The organism is Algoriphagus boseongensis, assembly GCF_004362805.1.
GTDB classification, from domain to species: domain Bacteria; phylum Bacteroidota; class Bacteroidia; order Cytophagales; family Cyclobacteriaceae; genus Algoriphagus; species Algoriphagus boseongensis.
Window position 1 is genome coordinate 16,331 of the sequence record NZ_SNYF01000012.1, and the last position, 19,825, is coordinate 36,155.

Annotated in this window: 19 protein-coding genes; 12 read left to right on the forward strand and 7 right to left on the reverse strand. The window is 41.0% G+C overall.

The features are described 5' to 3' along the window. The first annotated feature begins 3 nt into the window (after positions 1-3). A complete protein-coding gene (deoC, locus tag DFQ04_RS18045; protein WP_133558496.1) occupies positions 4-669 on the forward strand; it encodes a deoxyribose-phosphate aldolase in 666 nt (221 codons plus the stop codon). On the opposite strand, the gene DFQ04_RS18050 is transcribed toward deoC, so the two are convergent. Continuing rightward, positions 666-1,778, reverse strand: coding sequence for a Na/Pi symporter (locus DFQ04_RS18050; protein WP_133558498.1), 1,113 nt, complete (start codon positions 1,776-1,778; stop codon positions 666-668). The two genes, deoC and DFQ04_RS18050, sit on opposite strands and share 4 nt — an antisense overlap. Before the next feature lie 215 nt (positions 1,779-1,993). On the opposite strand from DFQ04_RS18050, the gene DFQ04_RS18055 reads away from it, so the two are divergent. The 6 genes from DFQ04_RS18055 (at position 1,994) to DFQ04_RS18080 (ending at position 8,375) form a co-directional block, all read left to right on the forward strand. Beyond that, entirely contained in the window at positions 1,994-3,124 is a 1,131-nt protein-coding gene (locus DFQ04_RS18055) for a hypothetical protein (RefSeq protein ID WP_133558501.1), read from the forward strand. A gap of 10 nt (positions 3,125-3,134) precedes the next feature. Further along, positions 3,135-3,578 (forward strand): nucleoside deaminase, encoded by a 444-nt coding sequence (locus DFQ04_RS18060; RefSeq protein ID WP_133558503.1) that lies wholly within the window; start codon positions 3,135-3,137, stop codon positions 3,576-3,578. Between the two features lie 103 nt (positions 3,579-3,681). Next, the gene (locus DFQ04_RS18065) at positions 3,682-4,287 is read left to right on the forward strand and encodes a superoxide dismutase (RefSeq protein WP_133558505.1); all 606 of its coding nucleotides are present in this window, start codon (positions 3,682-3,684) and stop codon (positions 4,285-4,287) included. 213 nt (positions 4,288-4,500) lie between these two features. After that, positions 4,501-6,936, forward strand: coding sequence for an outer membrane beta-barrel protein (locus DFQ04_RS18070; protein WP_133558507.1), 2,436 nt, complete (start codon positions 4,501-4,503; stop codon positions 6,934-6,936). 66 nt (positions 6,937-7,002) lie between these two features. Further along, a complete protein-coding gene (locus DFQ04_RS18075) occupies positions 7,003-7,650 on the forward strand; it encodes a TatD family hydrolase (protein ID WP_133558509.1) in 648 nt (215 codons plus the stop codon). Further along, positions 7,647-8,375: a tRNA threonylcarbamoyladenosine dehydratase gene (locus DFQ04_RS18080; RefSeq protein ID WP_133558511.1), complete on the forward strand. Its 729-nt coding sequence runs from the start codon at positions 7,647-7,649 to the stop codon at positions 8,373-8,375. The genes DFQ04_RS18075 and DFQ04_RS18080 overlap by 4 nt, the downstream gene beginning before the upstream one ends. On the opposite strand, the gene DFQ04_RS18085 is transcribed toward DFQ04_RS18080, so the two are convergent. Then, entirely contained in the window at positions 8,372-8,836 is a 465-nt protein-coding gene (locus DFQ04_RS18085; RefSeq protein ID WP_133558513.1) for a MaoC family dehydratase, read from the reverse strand. The genes DFQ04_RS18080 and DFQ04_RS18085 overlap by 4 nt on opposite strands. A gap of 167 nt (positions 8,837-9,003) precedes the next feature. Between DFQ04_RS18085 and DFQ04_RS18090 the strand changes: the two genes are divergently transcribed. Together DFQ04_RS18090 and mtgA are read left to right on the forward strand one after the other, a co-directional pair. Continuing rightward, the gene (locus tag DFQ04_RS18090) at positions 9,004-9,798 is read left to right on the forward strand and encodes a class I SAM-dependent methyltransferase (RefSeq protein WP_133558515.1); all 795 of its coding nucleotides are present in this window, start codon (positions 9,004-9,006) and stop codon (positions 9,796-9,798) included. A gap of 6 nt (positions 9,799-9,804) precedes the next feature. Next, positions 9,805-10,500, forward strand: coding sequence for a monofunctional biosynthetic peptidoglycan transglycosylase (gene mtgA, locus DFQ04_RS18095; RefSeq protein ID WP_133558517.1), 696 nt, complete (start codon positions 9,805-9,807; stop codon positions 10,498-10,500). Positions 10,501-10,919: 419 nt separating this feature from the next. Here the strand turns inward: mtgA and DFQ04_RS18100 are convergent, their stop codons facing one another. Next, positions 10,920-12,653, reverse strand: coding sequence for a chloride channel protein (locus DFQ04_RS18100; protein WP_243739721.1), 1,734 nt, complete (start codon positions 12,651-12,653; stop codon positions 10,920-10,922). Between the two features lie 95 nt (positions 12,654-12,748). Next, positions 12,749-13,699 (reverse strand): M28 family peptidase, encoded by a 951-nt coding sequence (locus DFQ04_RS18105; protein ID WP_243739722.1) that lies wholly within the window; start codon positions 13,697-13,699, stop codon positions 12,749-12,751. A gap of 56 nt (positions 13,700-13,755) precedes the next feature. On the opposite strand from DFQ04_RS18105, the gene DFQ04_RS18110 reads away from it, so the two are divergent. After that, positions 13,756-14,745 carry an NTPase gene (locus DFQ04_RS18110; RefSeq protein WP_133558521.1) on the forward strand — a complete coding sequence of 330 codons (990 nt, stop codon included), beginning with the start codon at positions 13,756-13,758 and terminating at the stop codon, positions 14,743-14,745. Between the two features lie 229 nt (positions 14,746-14,974). Here the strand turns inward: DFQ04_RS18110 and yjjX are convergent, their stop codons facing one another. Next, a complete protein-coding gene (gene yjjX / locus DFQ04_RS18115) occupies positions 14,975-15,541 on the reverse strand; it encodes an inosine/xanthosine triphosphatase (RefSeq protein WP_133558523.1) in 567 nt (188 codons plus the stop codon). A 22-nt stretch (positions 15,542-15,563) separates the two neighbouring features. Continuing rightward, positions 15,564-16,271 carry a YebC/PmpR family DNA-binding transcriptional regulator gene (locus DFQ04_RS18120; RefSeq protein WP_133558525.1) on the reverse strand — a complete coding sequence of 236 codons (708 nt, stop codon included), beginning with the start codon at positions 16,269-16,271 and terminating at the stop codon, positions 15,564-15,566. A gap of 142 nt (positions 16,272-16,413) precedes the next feature. On the opposite strand from DFQ04_RS18120, the gene DFQ04_RS18125 reads away from it, so the two are divergent. Both DFQ04_RS18125 and DFQ04_RS18130 read left to right on the forward strand, forming a co-directional pair. Further along, a complete protein-coding gene (locus DFQ04_RS18125) occupies positions 16,414-17,754 on the forward strand; it encodes an NAD(P)/FAD-dependent oxidoreductase (protein ID WP_133558527.1) in 1,341 nt (446 codons plus the stop codon). Positions 17,755-17,839: 85 nt separating this feature from the next. After that, complete coding sequence (locus DFQ04_RS18130; protein ID WP_133558529.1) at positions 17,840-18,247, forward strand: DUF4890 domain-containing protein; 408 nt, start codon at positions 17,840-17,842, stop codon at positions 18,245-18,247. Positions 18,248-18,351: 104 nt separating this feature from the next. Here the strand turns inward: DFQ04_RS18130 and DFQ04_RS18135 are convergent, their stop codons facing one another. Next, positions 18,352-19,824: a glutamate synthase subunit beta gene (locus DFQ04_RS18135; protein ID WP_133558531.1), complete on the reverse strand. Its 1,473-nt coding sequence runs from the start codon at positions 19,822-19,824 to the stop codon at positions 18,352-18,354. Position 19,825 lies beyond the last annotated feature (1 nt).

Here is a 19,825-nt window from a genome sequence, read left to right on the forward strand (position 1 = left end):
CCGATGAAGAATTTGAACAGATTTTTGGAATCTACAGTCCTCAAGCCTACAATGACGGACAAGGATGTGGATTTATTGATTCGAGATGCCATCGAAGAGCAATTTATTGGGGTATGTATTCCTTCCTTTTGGGTGAAAAAGGCAAAAAGAGAATTAAAAGACGAGGATATTCAGGTAGTCACTGTCATTGGCTTTCCTTTTGGATTTGAGGATACAGCTACCAAAGTGGCAGAAACCAAAGAAGCCATCAAAAATGGGGCAGATGAATTGGACTTGGTATGGTCTCAGACTGCTTTTCATTCGGGTATGAATTGGCCAAAGATTGAAATCGCCCAAATAGCCAAATTGTGCCATGAAGAAGAGCGGATTCTTAAAGTAATCATCGAGACTGCCTACCTCAGCACAGCGCAAATCCGAGAAGCTTGTCTGATCTGCCAGGAGGCAGGAGCAGATTTTGTAAAAACTTCAACTGGGTATGCCCCCACTGGAGCAAAGATCGAAGACATCCAATTGATGCGGCAGACATTATCCTCGGGTGTTGGGATCAAAGCAAGTGGGGGAATTAAAACGCTGGATTTTGCTTTGGAATTAATCCGCGCTGGAGCTGATCGGATAGGAACCAGTTCGGCTGTTTCCCTGATGAAAGAACTCAGATCCCGGGAATCTTAATCTTTGCTGAAATAGATTAGGAGAAAAGGAATGATAAAGAAAGTCAGCAAAATATAGGCGAACCCTACGATTCGATTGTCCACAGCCTTTTTCCCCATATAATTCGCCATTCGAACAGGAATTTTTCTGATTTCAGGAAAGGGCAAGAAAATCAGTGCGCCAATACTATTGAAAAGAATATGCACAATGGCTAGTGCAATAGCAGCTTCAGACTTGTACAGGGAAGCAATGACAGCAGTAATTGTGGTTCCTAGATTTGCTCCGATAATAAATGGGAAGCTCTTGGCGAGGCTAACTCGTCTATTTGCCACCAAGGGAACAACCAATGAAGTGGTAACTGTGCTAGATTGAACTAAAGCTGTGAAAAATGTACCATAAAGAAATGCCAAGCCTGTCTTTTTGAAAATCAGGTTATTGATATTATTAAAACTGTCCAGCACAAAGGATTTGTACATGGCAGTGGAAAGAATTTTTATAGCAGCAAAAACCGAGAAAACGGCCAAGATCATGGTCAAAAATGGAATACTAATATGATCTGTAATCCACTCTGTCAATGGTCTTGTGAAGAGCTTGTTATACACAATTGGTCCCTCAAAGGATTCATCAAAACCGAACCAGCCCACAATTTTTTGTGCCAATCCAGATAAAAAGCCTAGGTAAACTTCCAAAGGAAGTAAAATCAAAACAGTTAGAATATTGAATAAATCGTGTACGATTCCTGCGGATAGGGCTCTTCTGAACTCTTTTTTCTCCATCAAGTAAGAAAAAGAAACCAAAGTGGAGGTCAACGTAGTACCGATATTTGCACCAAGAACCATAGGGACTGCCTGTTGCAGAGTCATGTTTCCTGATGCTACGATTGCCACTATACTTGCCGTAACCGTTGAACTGCTTTGGATCAGAGCGGTAACCAAAAGTCCAATAAATAGACTGATAAAAGGATTTCTGGTAGCCTGAAGAATTTCGCCGGCCACTGTATCATTTATAGCGGCCATTGCTACAGTGAGCAGATCAATTGAAAAAATAAACAGGATCAAACCCAACAAAACCGCGATCAGGTTTTTTGCTTTTTTATTTTTGTCAGGTTTTTGGATTCCCAAGTTTTCCATTCATTCAAGGTAAAATTCAGTCAATACAACTCCTAATCGGGAATACCAGTATTCAGAATTTATCTAAAATATTTTGGCAAAAGTTGAAATTTTTTTGTGAAAAATCATTCCAAGAGTGGGCTATAGAAAAGATTTTCAGCATAGTTAACAATTTGTTAACATGAGGTCCAATATATCTTCTGTAATTTTGACCGTTTATCAGCCCTCTCCAGGCAATGAAAAAAAAGCAAATCGATCAGAACATCAACCAAGATAAGCTTTCCAAAACCGCTTATTCCCTGTTTGACTTTACAAAAAGCGAGCGTCCTTTTCTTGTAACCATCTGTGTTCTGATTTCTGTCGCAGGACTTATCACCCCCTATACTTATGCGGCAATGTGGTTTGGGTTTGCTCTGGCAGCCTACTCTGCCATTGCCAATGACAGTATCCAGACCATCGGGACATTTATTGCTTCCAATAGCAAGCGACCTTGGTGGTTGCTTTGGTTGTTTATGGGCTTGATTTTCGTAGCCACGGTTACCTATAGTTGGTTTACATATGACGGAGATGTTAGTTATGAGCGCCTCAGCGTTCCAGGCTTAGAAAAGGCTCCTGAGAGCTTTGTATTTCTTCAGCTAGCAGCTCCAATAGTCCTACTCATCATGACTAGGATGAGAATGCCAGTATCTACCACCTTCCTTTTACTGAATGTTTTTACCTACAAAGCCGGAACCATCGTAGATGTCATGTTCAAAAGTTTTGTTGGATATATTTTGGCTTTTGGGATGGCCATTGTGGTTTGGTTTGTATTGGAGAGGTTCTTCAAGAACTATCTGAAAGGAGAAGCCAAGCCCTATTGGATGGTTTTGCAGTGGATTACTTCTGGAATTCTTTGGGCAGTTTGGATCATGCAGGACGCTGCAAATATTGCCGTATTCCTACCGCGACAATTGGATGTATTTGAATTTTCGGTATACACAGGTTTCGTATTCCTTGGTTTAGGATTTCTTTTTTATCTGAAAGGAGATAAAATTCAAGCCATTGTCAATGAAAAGTCAAATGTTACAGATGTAAGGGCGGCGACTATCGTGGATTTGGTGTATGCAATTATCCTTTTCTATTTTAAAATGTATAATAATGTACCAATGAGTACCACTTGGGTATTTATTGGACTTTTGGCAGGTAGAGAATTGGCCATAGCATTAGGTAAGCATGGTAAAGCCAAAAAGCGAAATGCGTGGTTGGTTCGGGCTTTCAGATTAGGTAGAAAAGACGTTTTCAAAGCTTTGATAGGTTTGGTAGTTTCCTTGATTCTTGCAGTGATCATCAACAAGGGTGTTCGGGATGAAATCCTAGCCATGTTCTAAATTCCAAAAATTGGAGCTTTTCACACACGAGTATTTCATGAATGAAGCCCTCAAGCAGGCAAAAATTGCCTTTGAAGAAGGGGAAATACCTGTTGGGGCAGTAATAGTTTCCAAGAATAAAATCATAGGAAGAGGGTATAATCAGACGGAAAAGCTCCAAGATGTCACTGCTCATGCCGAAATGATTGCCATAACCTCAGCGGCAAACTATTTGGGAGCAAAATATTTAATTGACTGTCGACTTTATGTGACCTTAGAGCCTTGCCCGATGTGTGCCGGTGCGCTTTTTTGGTCACAAATAGGGGAAGTTTATTATGCTGCCTCTGACCCGAAACGAGGTTTTCACCAATGCAATGATTCCATGTTGCATCCCAAAACCAAAGTTTTTTCTGGCATAATGGCTGAACCTGCACAAGACTTGGTTAATGAGTTTTTCAAAAAGCTCAGAGAATAAGACTTTTTTTACAAGAAGAAACCTTTTTTGAAGAAGTCTGGTTGACAAAACACAGCTTAGCTGACGAAATTGTACTAAATGTTTAACCCTAAATTTTAATAAAATGGCTTTTACACTCCCATCATTACCTTATGCTTTTAATGCTCTTGAGCCGCATATCGATGCAAGAACAATGGAAATCCACCATGGAAAGCATCACAATGCGTACGTGACCAACCTAAACAACGCTATTGCCGGTACAGATTTAGAAAATAAGTCTCTGGAAGAGCTTATGCATGTAGCTGGTTCAAACACCGCAGTAAGAAATAACGGTGGTGGGCATTGGAACCACAGCCTTTTTTGGGAAATCCTTTCTCCAACTGGTGGAGGAGAACCTACAGGTGATTTGGCAGGAGCTATCAATGCTAAGTTTGGCAATTTTGACGGATTCAAAGAGGTATTCAATAAGGCTGCAGCAACCCGTTTTGGCTCTGGCTGGGCTTGGTTGATCGTAACGGCTTCAGGAACTCTGGAAGTAGTTTCTACTCCTAATCAGGATAACCCACTTATGGATGTTGCCGAAATCAAAGGTACTCCAATCCTTGGCTTGGATGTGTGGGAACATGCCTACTACCTGCATTACCAAAACAGAAGACCTGATTACATCGGAGCATTCTGGAATCTAGTGAATTGGGCAGAAGTAAATAAGCGATATATGGCGGCTTTGTAAGCCTAATTCAATGGAATAATAGAATCCCGGATCTTAACGATTCGGGATTTTTTTGTCCTATACCGAATAAAATATTGTTCGGATTTGATACAGTCATTTTTTTCGGAGAACCTCAAATCTGCTTTTTTAGCCATTTTGGAGGGGTTTTCCCCTCTTGGCACTTCCTTTTCCTATAGAATGGTACGAGTATAAACTAAGCCAATCTATTCAGTCATGAAAACGACCAACTTTATTTTTCTTACCCTTCTTATTTATTTGCTTGGGGTAAGCAACCTTGCCGCCGCTCCAAAAGAAGTCGCAAAGATTTCCGGAAAGGTGGAAGATCAAAAAGGCCAGCCAGTGCCTTATGCTAACGTAGCCTTAATTTCAACAGAAGGAGGTTTGGTGGATGGAGCTGTTTCCGATGAGGACGGTAACTTCCTGATCGAGTCCGTGAAAAGCGCCAAAGTTAAACTGGTAGTATCCTCCATTGGGTACAAAACCTTCTCAACCGAACCTTTTGATCTTCAGCCTGGGATTTCCAAGGAATTTGGAAAGATCACTATCGAAGATGAAATGACCGGTCTGGATGAGGTTACTGTTAAAGCTTCCCGTCCTGAGATTATCATTGAGCCTGACAAAACCATTGTCAATGTGGAAGGAACTGTGATGGCTGAGGGCTCAAATGCCCTCGACGTGATCGGAAGATCTCCGGGTATCTATGTAGATCAGGATGGAAATATCAATCTTAATGGAAGAACCGGAGCCACTGTGATGATCAATGATCGTCCAAGCTACATGAGCGCGACCGACTTGGCTAATTTCCTTCGTTCCATGCCTGCAGATAATATCAAGAGTATTGAAGTGATCAATAATCCTTCTGCAAGATTTGATGCGGAAGGTTCAGCCGGTGTGATCAATATTCAATTGAAGAAAAACTCGGTTGATGGTGTATTTGGGAATATCCAGTTTGGAGGCCAATACAACGGCCAATATGCACCCAATGGAGGAGCAACGCTAAATGTGAAAAAGGGCAAGTGGTCTACCAATGGCACCTTTAATTACAATGAATTTGCTAACTACAATGATTTAAACATTTATCGAAATTTCACTTTGGAAGAAGGAATTTCAAGCTTCAATCAGGAGTCCAGAATCACCTCTAGATATAAGACTCCTTCTTTTGTAGGATCTGCCAATTATGAAATCAACAAAAATCAGAATCTGGCAATCAACGTTCAGGCATCTGCTTCTACTGACATCAATTCAAGTTCCTCAAAAAGCACGGTGACTAATCCAGGTTTGGATTACAACAGCTACATCCAGTCCCTGAATGATGCAGAAGGAAAAAGAAACCGCTTGTTTTCCAATCTTCACTATGATGCAAAGTTGGATACTTTAGGTACCAAAATTTCAGCGGACGTAGATTTTACCGTGATGGATAATTCCAGTACTTCTCTTTTGGATAATAGTTACTGGGATGGTAATGATTCGAACTCTGGGACTGACGATAGAATCCAAACATTGAACGACATGTATTACACGATTTTCACTTCCAAGGTGGACTTCACCAAACCATTGAAAGGTGGGAAAATCTTTGAAACTGGTTTAAAAGGAAGCTGGGTGCAATCTGACAATGATCTAGACTTAAGCCGGTCAGTTGGAGAAGGACCTTTTGAGCCAGATCCAAATTCCAATCGCTTTATCTATAACGAGAATGTATTGGCTGCCTATGCTTCTATCAAGGGTTCTTTCAATCCGAAAATTAGCTATCAGGTAGGCTTGAGAGGGGAATATTCAGATATCACCGGAAACTCGGTGACTTTGGAGGAGGTCAATACCCAGCAGTACTTCAACTTATTCCCAAGTCTTTTTGTACAGCAAAAAGTGAGTGAAAAGTATCAAATCGTGTACAATGCCAACCGTAGAATTACGCGTCCTAATTATCGCTTGCTGAATCCTTTTGTGTACTACATTGATCCTTTGACTTCAGAAAGAGGAAACCCAGGTTTGACGCCTCAGTATTCCACCAATTTTGAAATGAACCACGTGATCAATGGAGCGTTCCAGTTTACCTTGGGCTATAGCGTTACAGAAGATGCCTTTATGCAGGTTTTTGAGCAGGATCAGGAGGAAAGAACCACTACTACCTTTACCGATAATTTTGACAAGACCAGAAATGCCAACTTTAGAGCGATTTTGCCTTTCGAGATCAAGAAGTGGTGGAATACCTCAAACATGGTGCAGGTGAATTATAACCAGTTCCAATCTCAAATCGGAGAAGATATCCTAGATGTAGGGCAGGTTTCTTATATGGTCAGAACTCAGCAAAACTTCACTTTGCCAAAAGGATTCAAAATGGAATTGATGGGGATGTATTTAGGCCCACAGATTTGGGGTCAAGGTTTGATCGAAGGTTTTGGATGGGTTGATTTGGGTGTGACCAAATCCATGATGAAAGACAAGCTTTCTCTTTCTGTAAACGGAACAGACTTGTTCAGAACACAAGTGATCAAAGCGAAAATTGACTTTGCAGAAATCGACACCTCATTTAGACAATACCGAAGCAATCAGGGAATTCGATTCACTTTGAGATACAACTTCGCCAAAGGGGAGAGCTTCCGAGTAAGATCTACCTCGGGAAGTCAGGAAGAACGAAATAGACTAGATTAATAAGGGACAAGCCTCTCAAATTTGAGAGGCTTTGTTTTTTTTAGGGAAAAGGTGAAGCTTAGCGCTATGAAATTTTGGGATTTTCATACACACCAAGGGCAAAGTAGCGAATCCATTTTTAATTGGGATCTTTCGGGGGAAATCCCCGAAGGGAGTTTTTCTGTGGGCTTGCATCCCTGGTTTTTGGATCAAAATTGGGAGGAATCAATTAAGCTGGTGGAAAAGCTAGCAAAACAAAATCAGGGAGTTTTAGCTATTGGAGAATGTGGCTTTGATCGTATTAAAGGACCAAAAATTGGCATCCAAAAAAAAGCATTTCAGGCTCAGGCAAGCCTAGCTAGTCAACTTGAAATTCCACTGATTCTTCATTGTGTGAAAGGGCATGATTTGTTGGTTGAGTATTTGAAGAACGAAAAAAATCCTCCCCCAATTATCTGGCATGGATGGAATCTCAAGCCAGAATTAGCCAATCAACTGCTACTTTTTCCAGTCTATTTTTCCTTTGGGAAACATCTTTTAATAGAAAATAGCAATGCTTCTCAATGGCTTAAGGATTGTCCCCAAAACAAGATTTTTTTGGAAACTGATGATTCCAATCTTCCAATTGCTCAAATTTATCAGGCTGCTTCCCTAATTTTGGGCCTTTCTGAGCAAGACCTATCAGATCTTGTTCAGAAAAATTGGAATAGCATTTCATCAAGAAAAATCAAATGAGTGAATTTGCCTGGCTGAGCCGAACCGAACTGATAATCGGTAGGGAAGGTCTTGAAAAACTTGCCGGAAAGCATGTGCTGGTTGTTGGATTAGGAGGAGTGGGATCCTTTGCTGCCGAATTTATTTGTAGATCCGGAGTCGGAGAAATGACCATTATCGATGGAGACACCGTGGATATTTCCAATGTTAATCGACAGCTTCCTGCTACCCAGCTCAATGTGGGCCAGTCCAAAGCGGAATGGATGGAGCAGCGCCTACTTTCGATCAATCCGAAATTGAAGATTCATACCATCCGTCAGTTTCTAAATCCCCATGACATGACCGCCTTATTGCAGGCAAACGAGTTTGATTACGTGGTGGATTGTATTGACAGTTTCACACCAAAGCTGCACTTGATTGAAGGGGCATTCAATCGAGGATTTCCTTTGGTTAGTTCCATGGGAGCTGGAGGAAAAGTAGATCCCACCAAAATTCAGGTGGTGGATATCTCCGAAACCTATGAATGTAAACTCGCGAAGTTTGTCCGGAAAAAGCTCCGCTATCGCAATATTAATTCCGGATTCAAGGCGGTATTTTCTACAGAAAGGGTAATCAAAGAAAGCCTGATGCTAACTGACGGGAAAAACTTCAAGAAATCAGCTTATGGGACCATGTCATTTCTGCCTGCTGCCTTTGGCTGTGCCTGTGCTGCAACAGTAGTCAATGATCTTCTCGCCTTTGATTAATGAAAATGGTAAAGGAATACTAAAACGCCTGTGAAAGCAGGCTTTTTTTGATCCTTAATCTCCAGTTTCACTTCCACCTCAGCTTTTACTGTTCCCCGTAGGTTTGCCACGTTTTTTAATTTCGCCGCTAGTCTGACTTCGCTATCCACCGTCACTGCCTGAGCAAATCGCAAAGTCTCAATACCGTAATTGATCATCATTTTGAGATTTTCCACCTTGACGATTTGATCCCAAAGGTGAGGGACAATGCTCAAGGTGAGGTAACCATGGGCGATGGTATTGCCAAAGGCGCCTTCTTTTTTGGCTCGTTCAGGGTCACAATGAATCCATTGGTGATCATGGGTGGCATCAGCAAAAAGATTGATTTGATTTTGGGTGATTCTGAAATAGTCCGATGTTCCTAGATCTTGACCGTTGAATTTTTCAAAATCTTCAAAACTTCTTATAACAAGTACTGACATTAATTGGTGGTTTTTATAAAATGAAATTAGTAAAGATTCCCTTCCAATTCCAAGAATTGGGATAAATGGAATCATTAGAATTTAATTTCTACTTTAGAGGCTAGAGATGAAAGTGATTTTTTGAGGTAAAGATTTAATTTACTTTTGATAAATAACTCCTAATTCCAATGAGCAATTACCTCCACGGCTTTGACTCTGAAGAGCAGCAGAGATTACTGGATCAGGCTGGTTTTTTGGCTCAAAAAATATATGCCGGGATTGATTTTTCAGGATGTAAAAATCTCCTTGAAATCGGAAGTGGAGTAGGGGCTCAGACGGCTGTTTTACTGGATTTATATCCAGATTTGCACATTACCTGTGTTGATTTTTCAGAAAGTCAATTGCAAACTGCCAAGCAAAATCTCAAGGGGAAGGAGTCCCGGGTTACCTTTGTCCAGCAGGATGCGCAGGCACTTTCACTTCCCGACAAGTTTGATTCCGTATTTATTTGCTGGGCCTTGGAGCATATTCCTTCGCCGATCAAGGTTTTAGAACATTTAAAAGCTCATTTGACTGTGGGGGCGAAAATCTATATCACGGAAGTTTTCAACTCTACATTTTATTGCTTCCCATTTTCTCCGGGATTGGAAAAATACTACCAAGCCTATAATGAGTTTCAGGAAAAATCAGGAGGCAATCCCGATGTAGGATCGCAACTGGGAAACTTATTGAATCAAGCAGGATTTTCGTCAATTTCGACTTGGAATCAAGGGTTTTTTCTGGATCAAAGCGCTCCGGAGCAGCTTAAATCCATGCTGGATTTTTGGAAAAAACTCCTGTTAAGTGGCGCTCCTGCGCTACTTCAAGCGGGATTAATTTCTCAAAACGAGGTGCAGGCTATGGAAAGAGAAATTGATTTGATCGGGCAGAATAAAAATGCCGTTTTTTTCTACCAATTTGTGCAAGCATTTGCAACACTATAGACTGCTATGAAGATTCTTCGCTGGATTTGGAGACTGCTTTGGAAGACAACACTTTGGTTTTTGGGAATTTCAATTGGATTGGTAATTCTTTACCGGTTTATCCCTGTACCATTTACCCCCTTAATGATCATTCGCGTTTTTGAGCAAGCTTTTGATGAAAAAAGGGAGGTAAGGCTATACAAGGACTGGGTTTCCATTGATGAAATCTCGCGTCATATGCCTCAAGCAGTAGTGGCATCAGAAGATCAGAAGTTTCTGGATCATCGAGGCTTCGATTTCGAGGCTATGGAAAAGGCTTGGGAAGGAAACAAAAAAGGGAAACGAGTCAAAGGTGCCAGTACTATCACTCAGCAAACTGTCAAGAATGTATTTCTGTGGCCTGCACGTAGTTATTTGAGAAAAGGACTTGAGGCCTATTTCACTGTTTTGGTTGAACTGATTTGGTCTAAGGAGCGAATCATGGAAGTTTATCTCAACGTGATCGAAATGGGTGATGGGATTTACGGGATTGAAGCAGCTGCACAATATTATTATAAAATACCCGCTGTAAAACTTAATAGAAGCCAGTCTGCAATGATTGCGGCTGTTTTACCGAATCCAATCCGTTGGAAACCTTCGAAGCCTACTGGATATATCCGAGGAAGGCAGGCATGGATCCTACGCCAGATGAATAATCTAGCTCCGGTAGGATTTGGAAAATAGAATTTCCGATGTAAAAAATTCACTTTTCTAAGAAGGTTTGAGGTTGATTTTGCTGATCAACCCAAACTGATCATTTTTGTTTTAGCTTGGATAAAAAATTCCAAATAAAATTTTATTTCAGCCGGTTTGTGATCCATAAAATACCAATAAAAAATACTCCCCCTGGGGACTTATCATTCTCAAAAAAACGGCCTCTATCGCGCGTATTTTGAGATTAAAAAACGCAAGAAAAATTTATCCACAAATTCAATAATTTATCCACACACCTCTAAAATAATACTATAAAACATTGAAAATCAATACAATAAGTATGTGTTAGTATTGCTGAATTTGTGGATAATTGTTGCTAAGTTCGATTTTTTCGACAGCCTTTTCGTGGAAAAAAGTGGATAAATCCAAATTCCAAATAATATTCTAAATCAGCCCAAATCGTGCTTTTGTCGCAGCAATCTTTTTCGGTAGGTATTGAAAATTCTTGACTTGGAAACAAAGCCTATATAGCGCTCATTTTCAATGACTGGGAGATTCCAAGCCCCTGATTTCTCAAATTTCTCCATAGCTGATTGCATATTTTCAGTAACCAATAGGACATCAGGGGGACTGTGCATAAGCTGTCGCACCAAGAGGTTGTTTTGCTTTTCTGGATCAAACATGATTTCTCTGATATCATCCAGGGTAATGATTCCTCTGAGTTGTTTTTCCTCATCCACCACAGGAAAAATATTTCTCTTCGACACCTTTACCAACTGAACCAAATCACCAAGTTTGGAGTCGGGATGAATGGGTAAAAGGTCCCTCTCAATGACGTGGGAAATATTGATTGCATCCAGTAACTCCTGATCCTTGCTTTCTGGAAGCTGCTTTCCCTGGTCTTTCAATTGTAATTTGTAGAGACTGTCTTTTTGGAAGTAAGTAGTAGTAGTGTAAGAAATCGCGGAAACAAACATCAATGGGACAAAGAGCTCATAGCCCCCCGTAATTTCTGCGATTAAGAATATCGCGGATAGAGGGGAATGCTGAACTCCGGCCATTACCCCGCACATGGCCACTAAAGTGAAATGTGCCAAAGGAAGGGAAATGTGGAAATCCACCATGTTTTTGGAATAGGCGAACAAAAAGCCTAAGATTCCTCCGACGTACAATGAAGGAGCAAAGATCCCTCCGCTACCTCCAGCACCAATAGTGATAGCGGAAGCGATTGGTTTGAAAAGAATAATCAAGCCAAGGAATCCCACGATCAACAAGGGATTTTCAAAAGCTGAGAAGAATGGACTCTTGGCTAGCAATTCTCCAGTTTGGCCTTCGATTAAAAGATTTAGCGTGTCATATCCCTCACCATAAATGGGAGGAAAGAAAAACACCATAAAACCCAGAAAAGCACCTCCATATAGGAGCCTCATCCATTGGTCCCCCATATCTTCCATGATATGCTCGGTTTTTCGGACCATCCGTGAAAAGTAAAGAGAGACAACACCACAGATAATGCCCAATAACAAGTAATAAGGCATATGTGAGGCACTGAATGAATCGACCAGATCAAACTTGAAAACCGATTCCCGTCCCATTAAAATCATAGAGGTCAAAGAGCCCATCACCGAAGCTATCAATAGAGGGATAAAGCTTGAAGTGCTTATTTCCAGAAGAATTACTTCAATCGCAAAAATTACCGCGCCGATTGGGGCACCAAATATTGCCGAAATAGCTCCTGCCGCACCGCAACCGATAAGCAAGGCTCTTTTCTTTGCATTGAGGTGCATGAGTAATCCCACATTGGATCCAATGGCTGACCCTGTGACGACCATCGGCGCTTCCAATCCTACCGATCCTCCAAAACCAACCGTCAGCGCTGAAGTTATTACTCGGCTATAAGTTTTTATTCTTGGAATTAGGGCTGAGTTTTTTGAGATATTAAAAAGAACATCCGGGATTCCATGTCCTCCTACGTCTTTCAAAACATATTTTCCGATAAGATATGCGACAGATATCCCAATCAAGGGATAAAGGATATACATGAAATTGGCATACTCGGTATAAAAGTCCTCCGTTAAAAAATGCTGGATAAAATGAACGGCCGTTTTCAAAATCACTGCTGCCAAACCTGAAAATATCCCAATCAATCCACTTAAGATTAGGATAAAAGCCTGATTGCTCATGTGTTTGAGCCTCCAGATCAGTAGTTTGGTTATAAAATCATTTTTGGCCAAGCTCGATTACTAGTTTTGGTGAAAAGTAAAAGTTAGGCATTTGTTTAACTCCCTTGAAGTAATTCGGCATCTAATGCAAGAATACATTTCAAAATAAGATTAACCGCATTGGTGAAAAACTCAGGTTGGATATTTTCAAATTCGTCTGAAGGCTTGTGGTAATCTTCATGATCTTCTACTCCAAAATAGATATGTGGGATTTTTTTGTCAAAAAATGCCCCATGATCTGAGGATTTCGTCCAGTCTTCTCTTCCAGTTCCGGGTATATCATGTCCAAAAACCAAAGTTGGATTTGATCCTTTTGATGCTCGTTCTAAAATGGGTTTTAAGCTGGGATTATGGTAAGTTCCAGAAGCATACAATTCATTTTTATCGCTCCTTGAAACCATATCCATATTGACATTTACTACAATTTGATCCAGGCCATAGGGGAAATCCTCCAGCAGTGCTTTCCCTCCCTGCAAGCCCATTTCTTCCGCATCAAGGGCTGCAAAGATTAAGGCATGTTTAGGTCTGTTTTTGGAAAAATAATCGGCCAAGGCCAATAGTGCAGAAGTACCTGATGCATTATCATCTGCCCCATTGTAAATAGAATCCCCAGAGGCATTTTTCCGACCAATTCCGACATGGTCATAATGTGCCGTTATTACGATGACTTTTTTGGATTCACTTCCCGGAATCAAAGCAATGATATTTGCGGCATCCTCATAGGTTACTTTTCTTCTCGTATTTTGAAAAGTAAAGAGTTGGGTGAAATCATGATATAGAGGCTCGACTAAGTCCAACTTGGAAAGGTTTTCTAAAATATAGGAACGAGCCATTAAACTCCCTTCCGAAAGAGTCTCACGGCCTTGGAGTTCGTCTTTTGAAAGGTATTCCAGATGGTTTAATACCTTTTGAGCGTTTATTTGCTGTGCAAAACTGGGATCGGTGTAACCTAGCAAAGCAATCAATCCTAAAATTTTGAAGAATTTTCTACACATCTGGTGTTCCATGTTTCGTTACGTATATTCGTAAAAGTACAAAGCCAAAGCCAAAGCCGTCCAAATAGATGAAATTTATCCTTTCCCTTGGTGTTTTTTTTAGTGTTTTAGTGGTAGGATTTGCTCAGGGACAATTACCCGAAAGCTTTTATGATGGAAAGTCAGTGGTGATGATCTCCACCGACCCAGGTGCCAGACCAGTGCTTTCCTGGCAAGTTTTAGCTGATAGCATTCATCCGTATTTGGTGGAGGCAGGAGCAGATCCGATTGGTTATTTTGAATTGGAGCAAGTGGTTCTGTCAGAAGCCCGTCAGGCGGCATTTGCGACTGCTTTTCTTCAGAGAAAAGTTCAGAATATCATCTTGGTGACCCGACAAAAATCTAAGTTGAGTATTCATGTTGGGGCATTTAGTGGGGATGGAAAAATTATCCCCACAGCAGCGCTTTATGGGCTTTCTGGAGCGGATTGGAATGAGGCTGGGGGTGTATTGGCAGAGTTAGGAAAAGGCAAAAGTTCCAAAAACCTGCTTGTGATCGATGTGGCTGAATTTCCAACAATTAGTAATGTGGAAACTGCTCAGGCTGCCCAGAGATTTTTACCCCGGAATCCCCTGAATTTAGAAGTTTTCAAATTAGGAATCCCCTTGGAAGGCTCCTCAGCACAAACGGGTTTAATGAGTGCGTTTCGATACGATTTACTAGGAAAAAGCCAAGAGGCTATTTTGGCGGAACAAAGTGCTCAAAAAAGCCAGCTGGAATCTATCTTTGAAAGCAATTATTCCAATCCAATTGAATGGCTGACGGAGGCAAAAACTAATCAGGAACTAATTCAAAATCGAGTTCAATTTTTATTGGTGAAAGTTGAGGGAAGACAAGCTGACTTGATGCAAAGTATGGGATTGGAACCTGTAGCCGGTGAAGCTGCCTCTCAAATTGTAGTGAAGTACTACATTAAATTTTTGGTGAGGGATGAATTATATATAGGACCGGAATGGGATGCAAATTCGGATTGGAGAATTGCACTGACTCAATTCCTGCAAAACCTCAAAAAGCAATAAGGTTTAGAGTTTTTATCGAGAATCTATAAATAAAAAAAACCTCCTAATGGAGGTTTTGGACTGATTTAGGGTGTGGTGATTTGAGCAACTTTTACTAATTCAATTTCAGAAAATAATTTTTTAGCTGATCTCTAACCGAAACAAATAATATTTTTTCGTTTTTCCTATTTAATCACGAAAATTTTATGAAATATCTTTAGTTCAGCGTATAAATAGTGCTAATTCAGATTCAATAGATGTTTTCATTAAGAAAGGGAATCAAGGCAAGAATGATTGCCTGACGATAGTATTCAGATCGATCTACTACCCCATGTGTCAGAATTCCAACCGATCCACCCTGCTGTTTTGAGTTTTCTTTTTCAAAAACCAGATCATCTGCCTTTCCAAGCTCCATTCCTCCCTTGACTAATTCGGCTACTTTTTTGGGTAAATAGAACGTTCCCGTTTTGGATTGACCGGATTTACCATTTCTATCCAAAACGTAAATCCATGCAAAGGCAAACATTCCATGGTTGTCCTCATCAATTCCTCCTTCCAGTCCTACCCAATAATTGGCATCAGGAAAAACTTTCTGGGAGTTTATAGCTCGATTTTTCGCTCCGAGAAGGGTTTCTTCATCCCCAACGGGTTGATCGGGAACTCCCGAGAAGGCATTGATTCCTTCTACAAGAAATGATCTATTGAAAGCTTGGGTAAATCCGTCCTCTGTACAGGCAATTTTAACTGGATTTTTACTTCCTACTAATACAAGTGGCTTTTCTGATTCCTGAATGTTTTGTCTTTTCCTAAACTGCATTTAATTTTTTGCCCAATCTGGATTAGGCCATGTTGGTGAATACCTGGTTTACGTCATCATCCTCTTCCAATCGATCAATCAACTTATTGATGATTTCTTCCTGTTCTTCGGTAAGTTCAGTCAAGGTAGTTGGGAATCGCTGAAAATCTGCTGAAATCACTTCGATTCCTTTGTCTTCTAAGGCTTTTTGCATAGCACCAAAATCTTCAAACTCAGTGTAAACGAATAATTCCCCTTCGTTTTCAGCAATTTCGGTTAGGCCTGCGTCGATCAATTCCAGTTCGAGCTCCTCCATGTCATAGTTACCTTGGGCAAAACGGAATACAGCCTTTCGGTCAAACATAAAGCTTACCGAGCCAGATGTGCCTAGGGAACCTCCAGCTTTTGAAAAATAAGAGCGGACGTTGGCCACAGTTCTATTGGTATTATCTGTGGAGGTTTCTACGATGACTGCCACCCCAAATGGTCCGTAACCTTCGTATACAATTTCTTCGTAATCTCTTTCTTCCTTATTGGAAGCTCGTTTGATCGCAGCCTCAATTCGGTCTTTGGGCATTTGTGCACCTTTGGCATTTTGGATCACTGTCCTAAGCTTGGCATTGGTTGTAGGATCAGGGCCGCCAGCCTTTACTGCCATTACAATTTCTTTTCCTAGTCTGGTAAACACTTTGGACATTTTGTCCCAGCGCTTAAACTTTCTTTCTTTTCGGAATTCAAATGCTCTTCCCATGGGTTTACTTTTTGAGGTGGGCAAAAATAACAATTCTTTTGGCTTAGGGGAAAATGAATTACAATACATTACTGGAGATGTTTCCTGTTTTTTCCTAGACTAATTGCTTCAAAAAACGTGTATTGAGTAATTCCTCTTTCTTATGAACACCTCTCTTAATTCTCCAATTCCCAACCTTCCTAAGCTTAATTTACCGAAGGTGGTTATCGTAGGAGCAGGTTTTGCAGGCCTCAAACTGGCAAGAAATCTCAAAAACTCTCCATTCCAGGTGATTTTGGTGGATAAGAATAATTACCACCAGTTTCAGCCATTATTCTATCAAGTTGCAACTGCTGGATTAGAGCCATCAGCCATTTCCTTTCCACTGAGAAAGATTTTTCACAATACTCAAAATGTCAGCTTTAGAATGGCTGAGGTGCTGCGGGTGGATCAAAACGCGAAACGCCTATTTACGGATATAGGCTATGTTGATTTTGATTATTTGGTCCTGGCAATGGGGGCTGATACCAATTATTTTGGATCCAAAAACATAGAATACTTTTCTTCTCCGATGAAAACTGTCTCGGAGGCTTTATATATACGGAATAAGATTATTTCAAACTACGAACGAGCTATAAGTTTGGAGAAGGAGAGTGATCGAAAAGCATTAATGAATGTGGTGATCGTTGGTGGAGGTCCGACTGGGGTTGAATTGGCCGGGGCAATGGCAGAATTGAGAAATAATGTATTTCCAAAAGATTATCCCGAGTTGAGTTTCAAAAATATGAAGGTTACCCTGGTGGAGGCTGGTCCCAAATTATTAGCTGCTATGTCAAATGATGCGCAGGAGCACGCTAATGCTTATTTGAAACAATTAGGAGTCGAAGTATTTCTTCAAACCAGGGTTTTAGACTACGATGGGAAGACAGTTATTTTGGAAGGAAAGGAGGCTATCAATACTGAAACTTTACTTTGGGCGGCAGGAATAAAGCCTAATCGAATCGAGGGATTTTCTGAGAATCAATATGCTGCTAATGGTAGGATGATCGTGGATGAGTTTAATCAGTTGATTGGAGGGCACGATATTTTTGTGCTTGGTGATCAATGTTTAATTCATTCAGAAAAACTTCCAAAAGGTCATCCTCAAGTAGCCCAGGTAGCTATTCAACAAGCTAAAAACCTGTCCAGAAACCTGATTAGAATAGAAGCAGGGAAGGATATTTTTCCTTTTGAGTACAAAGACTTGGGTTCTATGGCAACTGTTGGCAGAAAGCTAGCGGTGGTTGATTTACCATTCATGAGATTTCAAGGACTATTTGCGTGGATGACTTGGCTTTTTGTACACTTGATGGCAATTCTGGGAGTGAAAAATAAGTTATTTATCTTTTTTGACTGGGCTTGGAACTACTTGAGTTTTGATCCGAGCTTGCGACTTTTAATCAAACCCAAATATGTTAGGGCTTCTGAGCGGAAGGAATTGATTGAAGAAAAAGCAGGGGGTTAAGGTTCTTTAACAAATAGAATTTTAACCCTGATTAAACCGTCCTCATTTCCATAGGTCTAATCCACGAAACAAAACCAAAACAACTATGAAAAAGTGGATGATTGGAGCTGCCTTCTTGGTCTTTACAAGTTTGGGAGTTACCGCACAGCAACAAAGCAAAACACCTCCTTCTCCTGAAGAAAGAGCTCAACGGATGACAGAGAGAATGGCCGAAAAATTAGGTCTGAGTGAGGAACAAAAGAAGCAGATCTATGAAGTTAATCTGGAAAATGCGGCAAAGCGTCAAACTGAAATGGAGGCTCAAAAAGCTGAAAGACAGGCAAAGCAAGCTGAGATGAAGGCACAGGAGGAGAAGATCAATCAGATTTTGACTGAAGAGCAAAGAAAGCAGTGGGAGGAAATCAAAATGGAAAATAGAGATCGAAGAAGACCCGGAGGCCAAGTGCATGACCGAGGTGAAATTCGCAGAGGTCCTCGAGGAGGTAATAATTAAAAAGGAGAAAGCCACCCTAGGGGTGGCTTTCTTTATCGCAGGTGGGTCAACTAAACAGGGTACTATTGATGTGCCAGGAACTTCCCACAGGAAAGCTCTTGGCGCTAGCCCGCGATTTGCTCATCCACCTGGAAGAATGATTCATCCTTCCGCGGAAGACCAGATGTACCCATAAGGTATTCATCAACTTTTACTGCAGCTTCCCGGCCTTCTGAGATAGCCCAAACCACTAGGGATTGGCCTCTTCTCATGTCTCCGGCAAGAAAAACTTTTGAATTCGTACTTTGATAATTTTTCGATTTTGGAAGTGTATTCTCCATGGCTTCCACTCCAAAAGAGTCCAGAAGGCCATTTTGGGTTGGTCCCATATAGCCGATAGCAATGAAAGCCAAATCACAAGGGAGAGTTCGTTCGGTTCCAGGAATTTCCTCAAAGGTCATACGACCTCCTTTTTCTTTCCATTCAATATCCACCAACTTTAATCCAGTGACTTCTCCATTTTCATTTCCTACAAATTCTTTGGTTAGAATCGAAAACATCCGATCTGCGCCTTCTTCGTGAGAGCTGGAAGTTTTCAAAACCATTGGCCACTCTGGCCATGGATTGAGGGTAGTTCTTTGCTTAGGAGGTTTGGGTAAAAGCTCCAACTGAGTAATTGAAGCTGCTCCATGACGATTTGAAGTTCCAATACAGTCACTTCCTGTGTCTCCACCTCCAATTACAATCACATGCTTGCCCTCTGCTGAAATCGGATTTTCAGAGATTTCTCCACTAATTACTTGATTTTGCTTGCCCAAAAATTCCATGGCAAAATGGACACCTTTGAGTTGGTCTCCTTTGATATTTAGAGCTCTAGGCTGGCCTGCACCTGTTGAAAGGACCACTGCATCAAAATCCTTAAGAATCTGCTCAGCAGGGAGGTTTTTTCCTACTTCGATATTGGTCGCGAAGATTACTCCCTCCTTTTCCATCAATTCTACACGGCGGTCAATAACCCATTTTTCCAATTTGAAATCGGGAATTCCATAACGGAGAAGCCCGCCTACTTTTTCATCTTTTTCAAATAAAGTAACCTCATGTCCGGCCTGATTTAACTGGTCTGCAGCAGCAAGTCCAGCTGGTCCTGATCCTATTACGGCTACTTTTTTACCAGTTCTCTTAGCTGGTGGATTGGCTTGAATCAATCCCAATTCGTAAGCTTTTTCAGCAATACTTTTTTCAATTAATTCAATGGCAACTGGGTCCTTATTGATTCCCAAAACACAGCTGGCTTCACAAGGCGCAGGGCAAATTCTACCGGTAAATTCAGGGAAGTTATTTGTGCTTCTCAAAATCTGTATAGCCTGTCCCCACTCTTGGTTGTACACTGCATCGTTGAATTCGGGAATTACATTTCCCAGCGGGCAACCATTATGGCAAAATGGAACACCGCAATCCATGCATCGAGCCGCTTGATGATTTAATTTTTCATCAGAAAATGGCACATATATCTCTCTGTAATCTCCAATCCTTTCTTTGGGATCCCGGCTTACTGGAGTTTCTCTTTTAAACTGAATAAATCCTTCATTCGCTCCCATC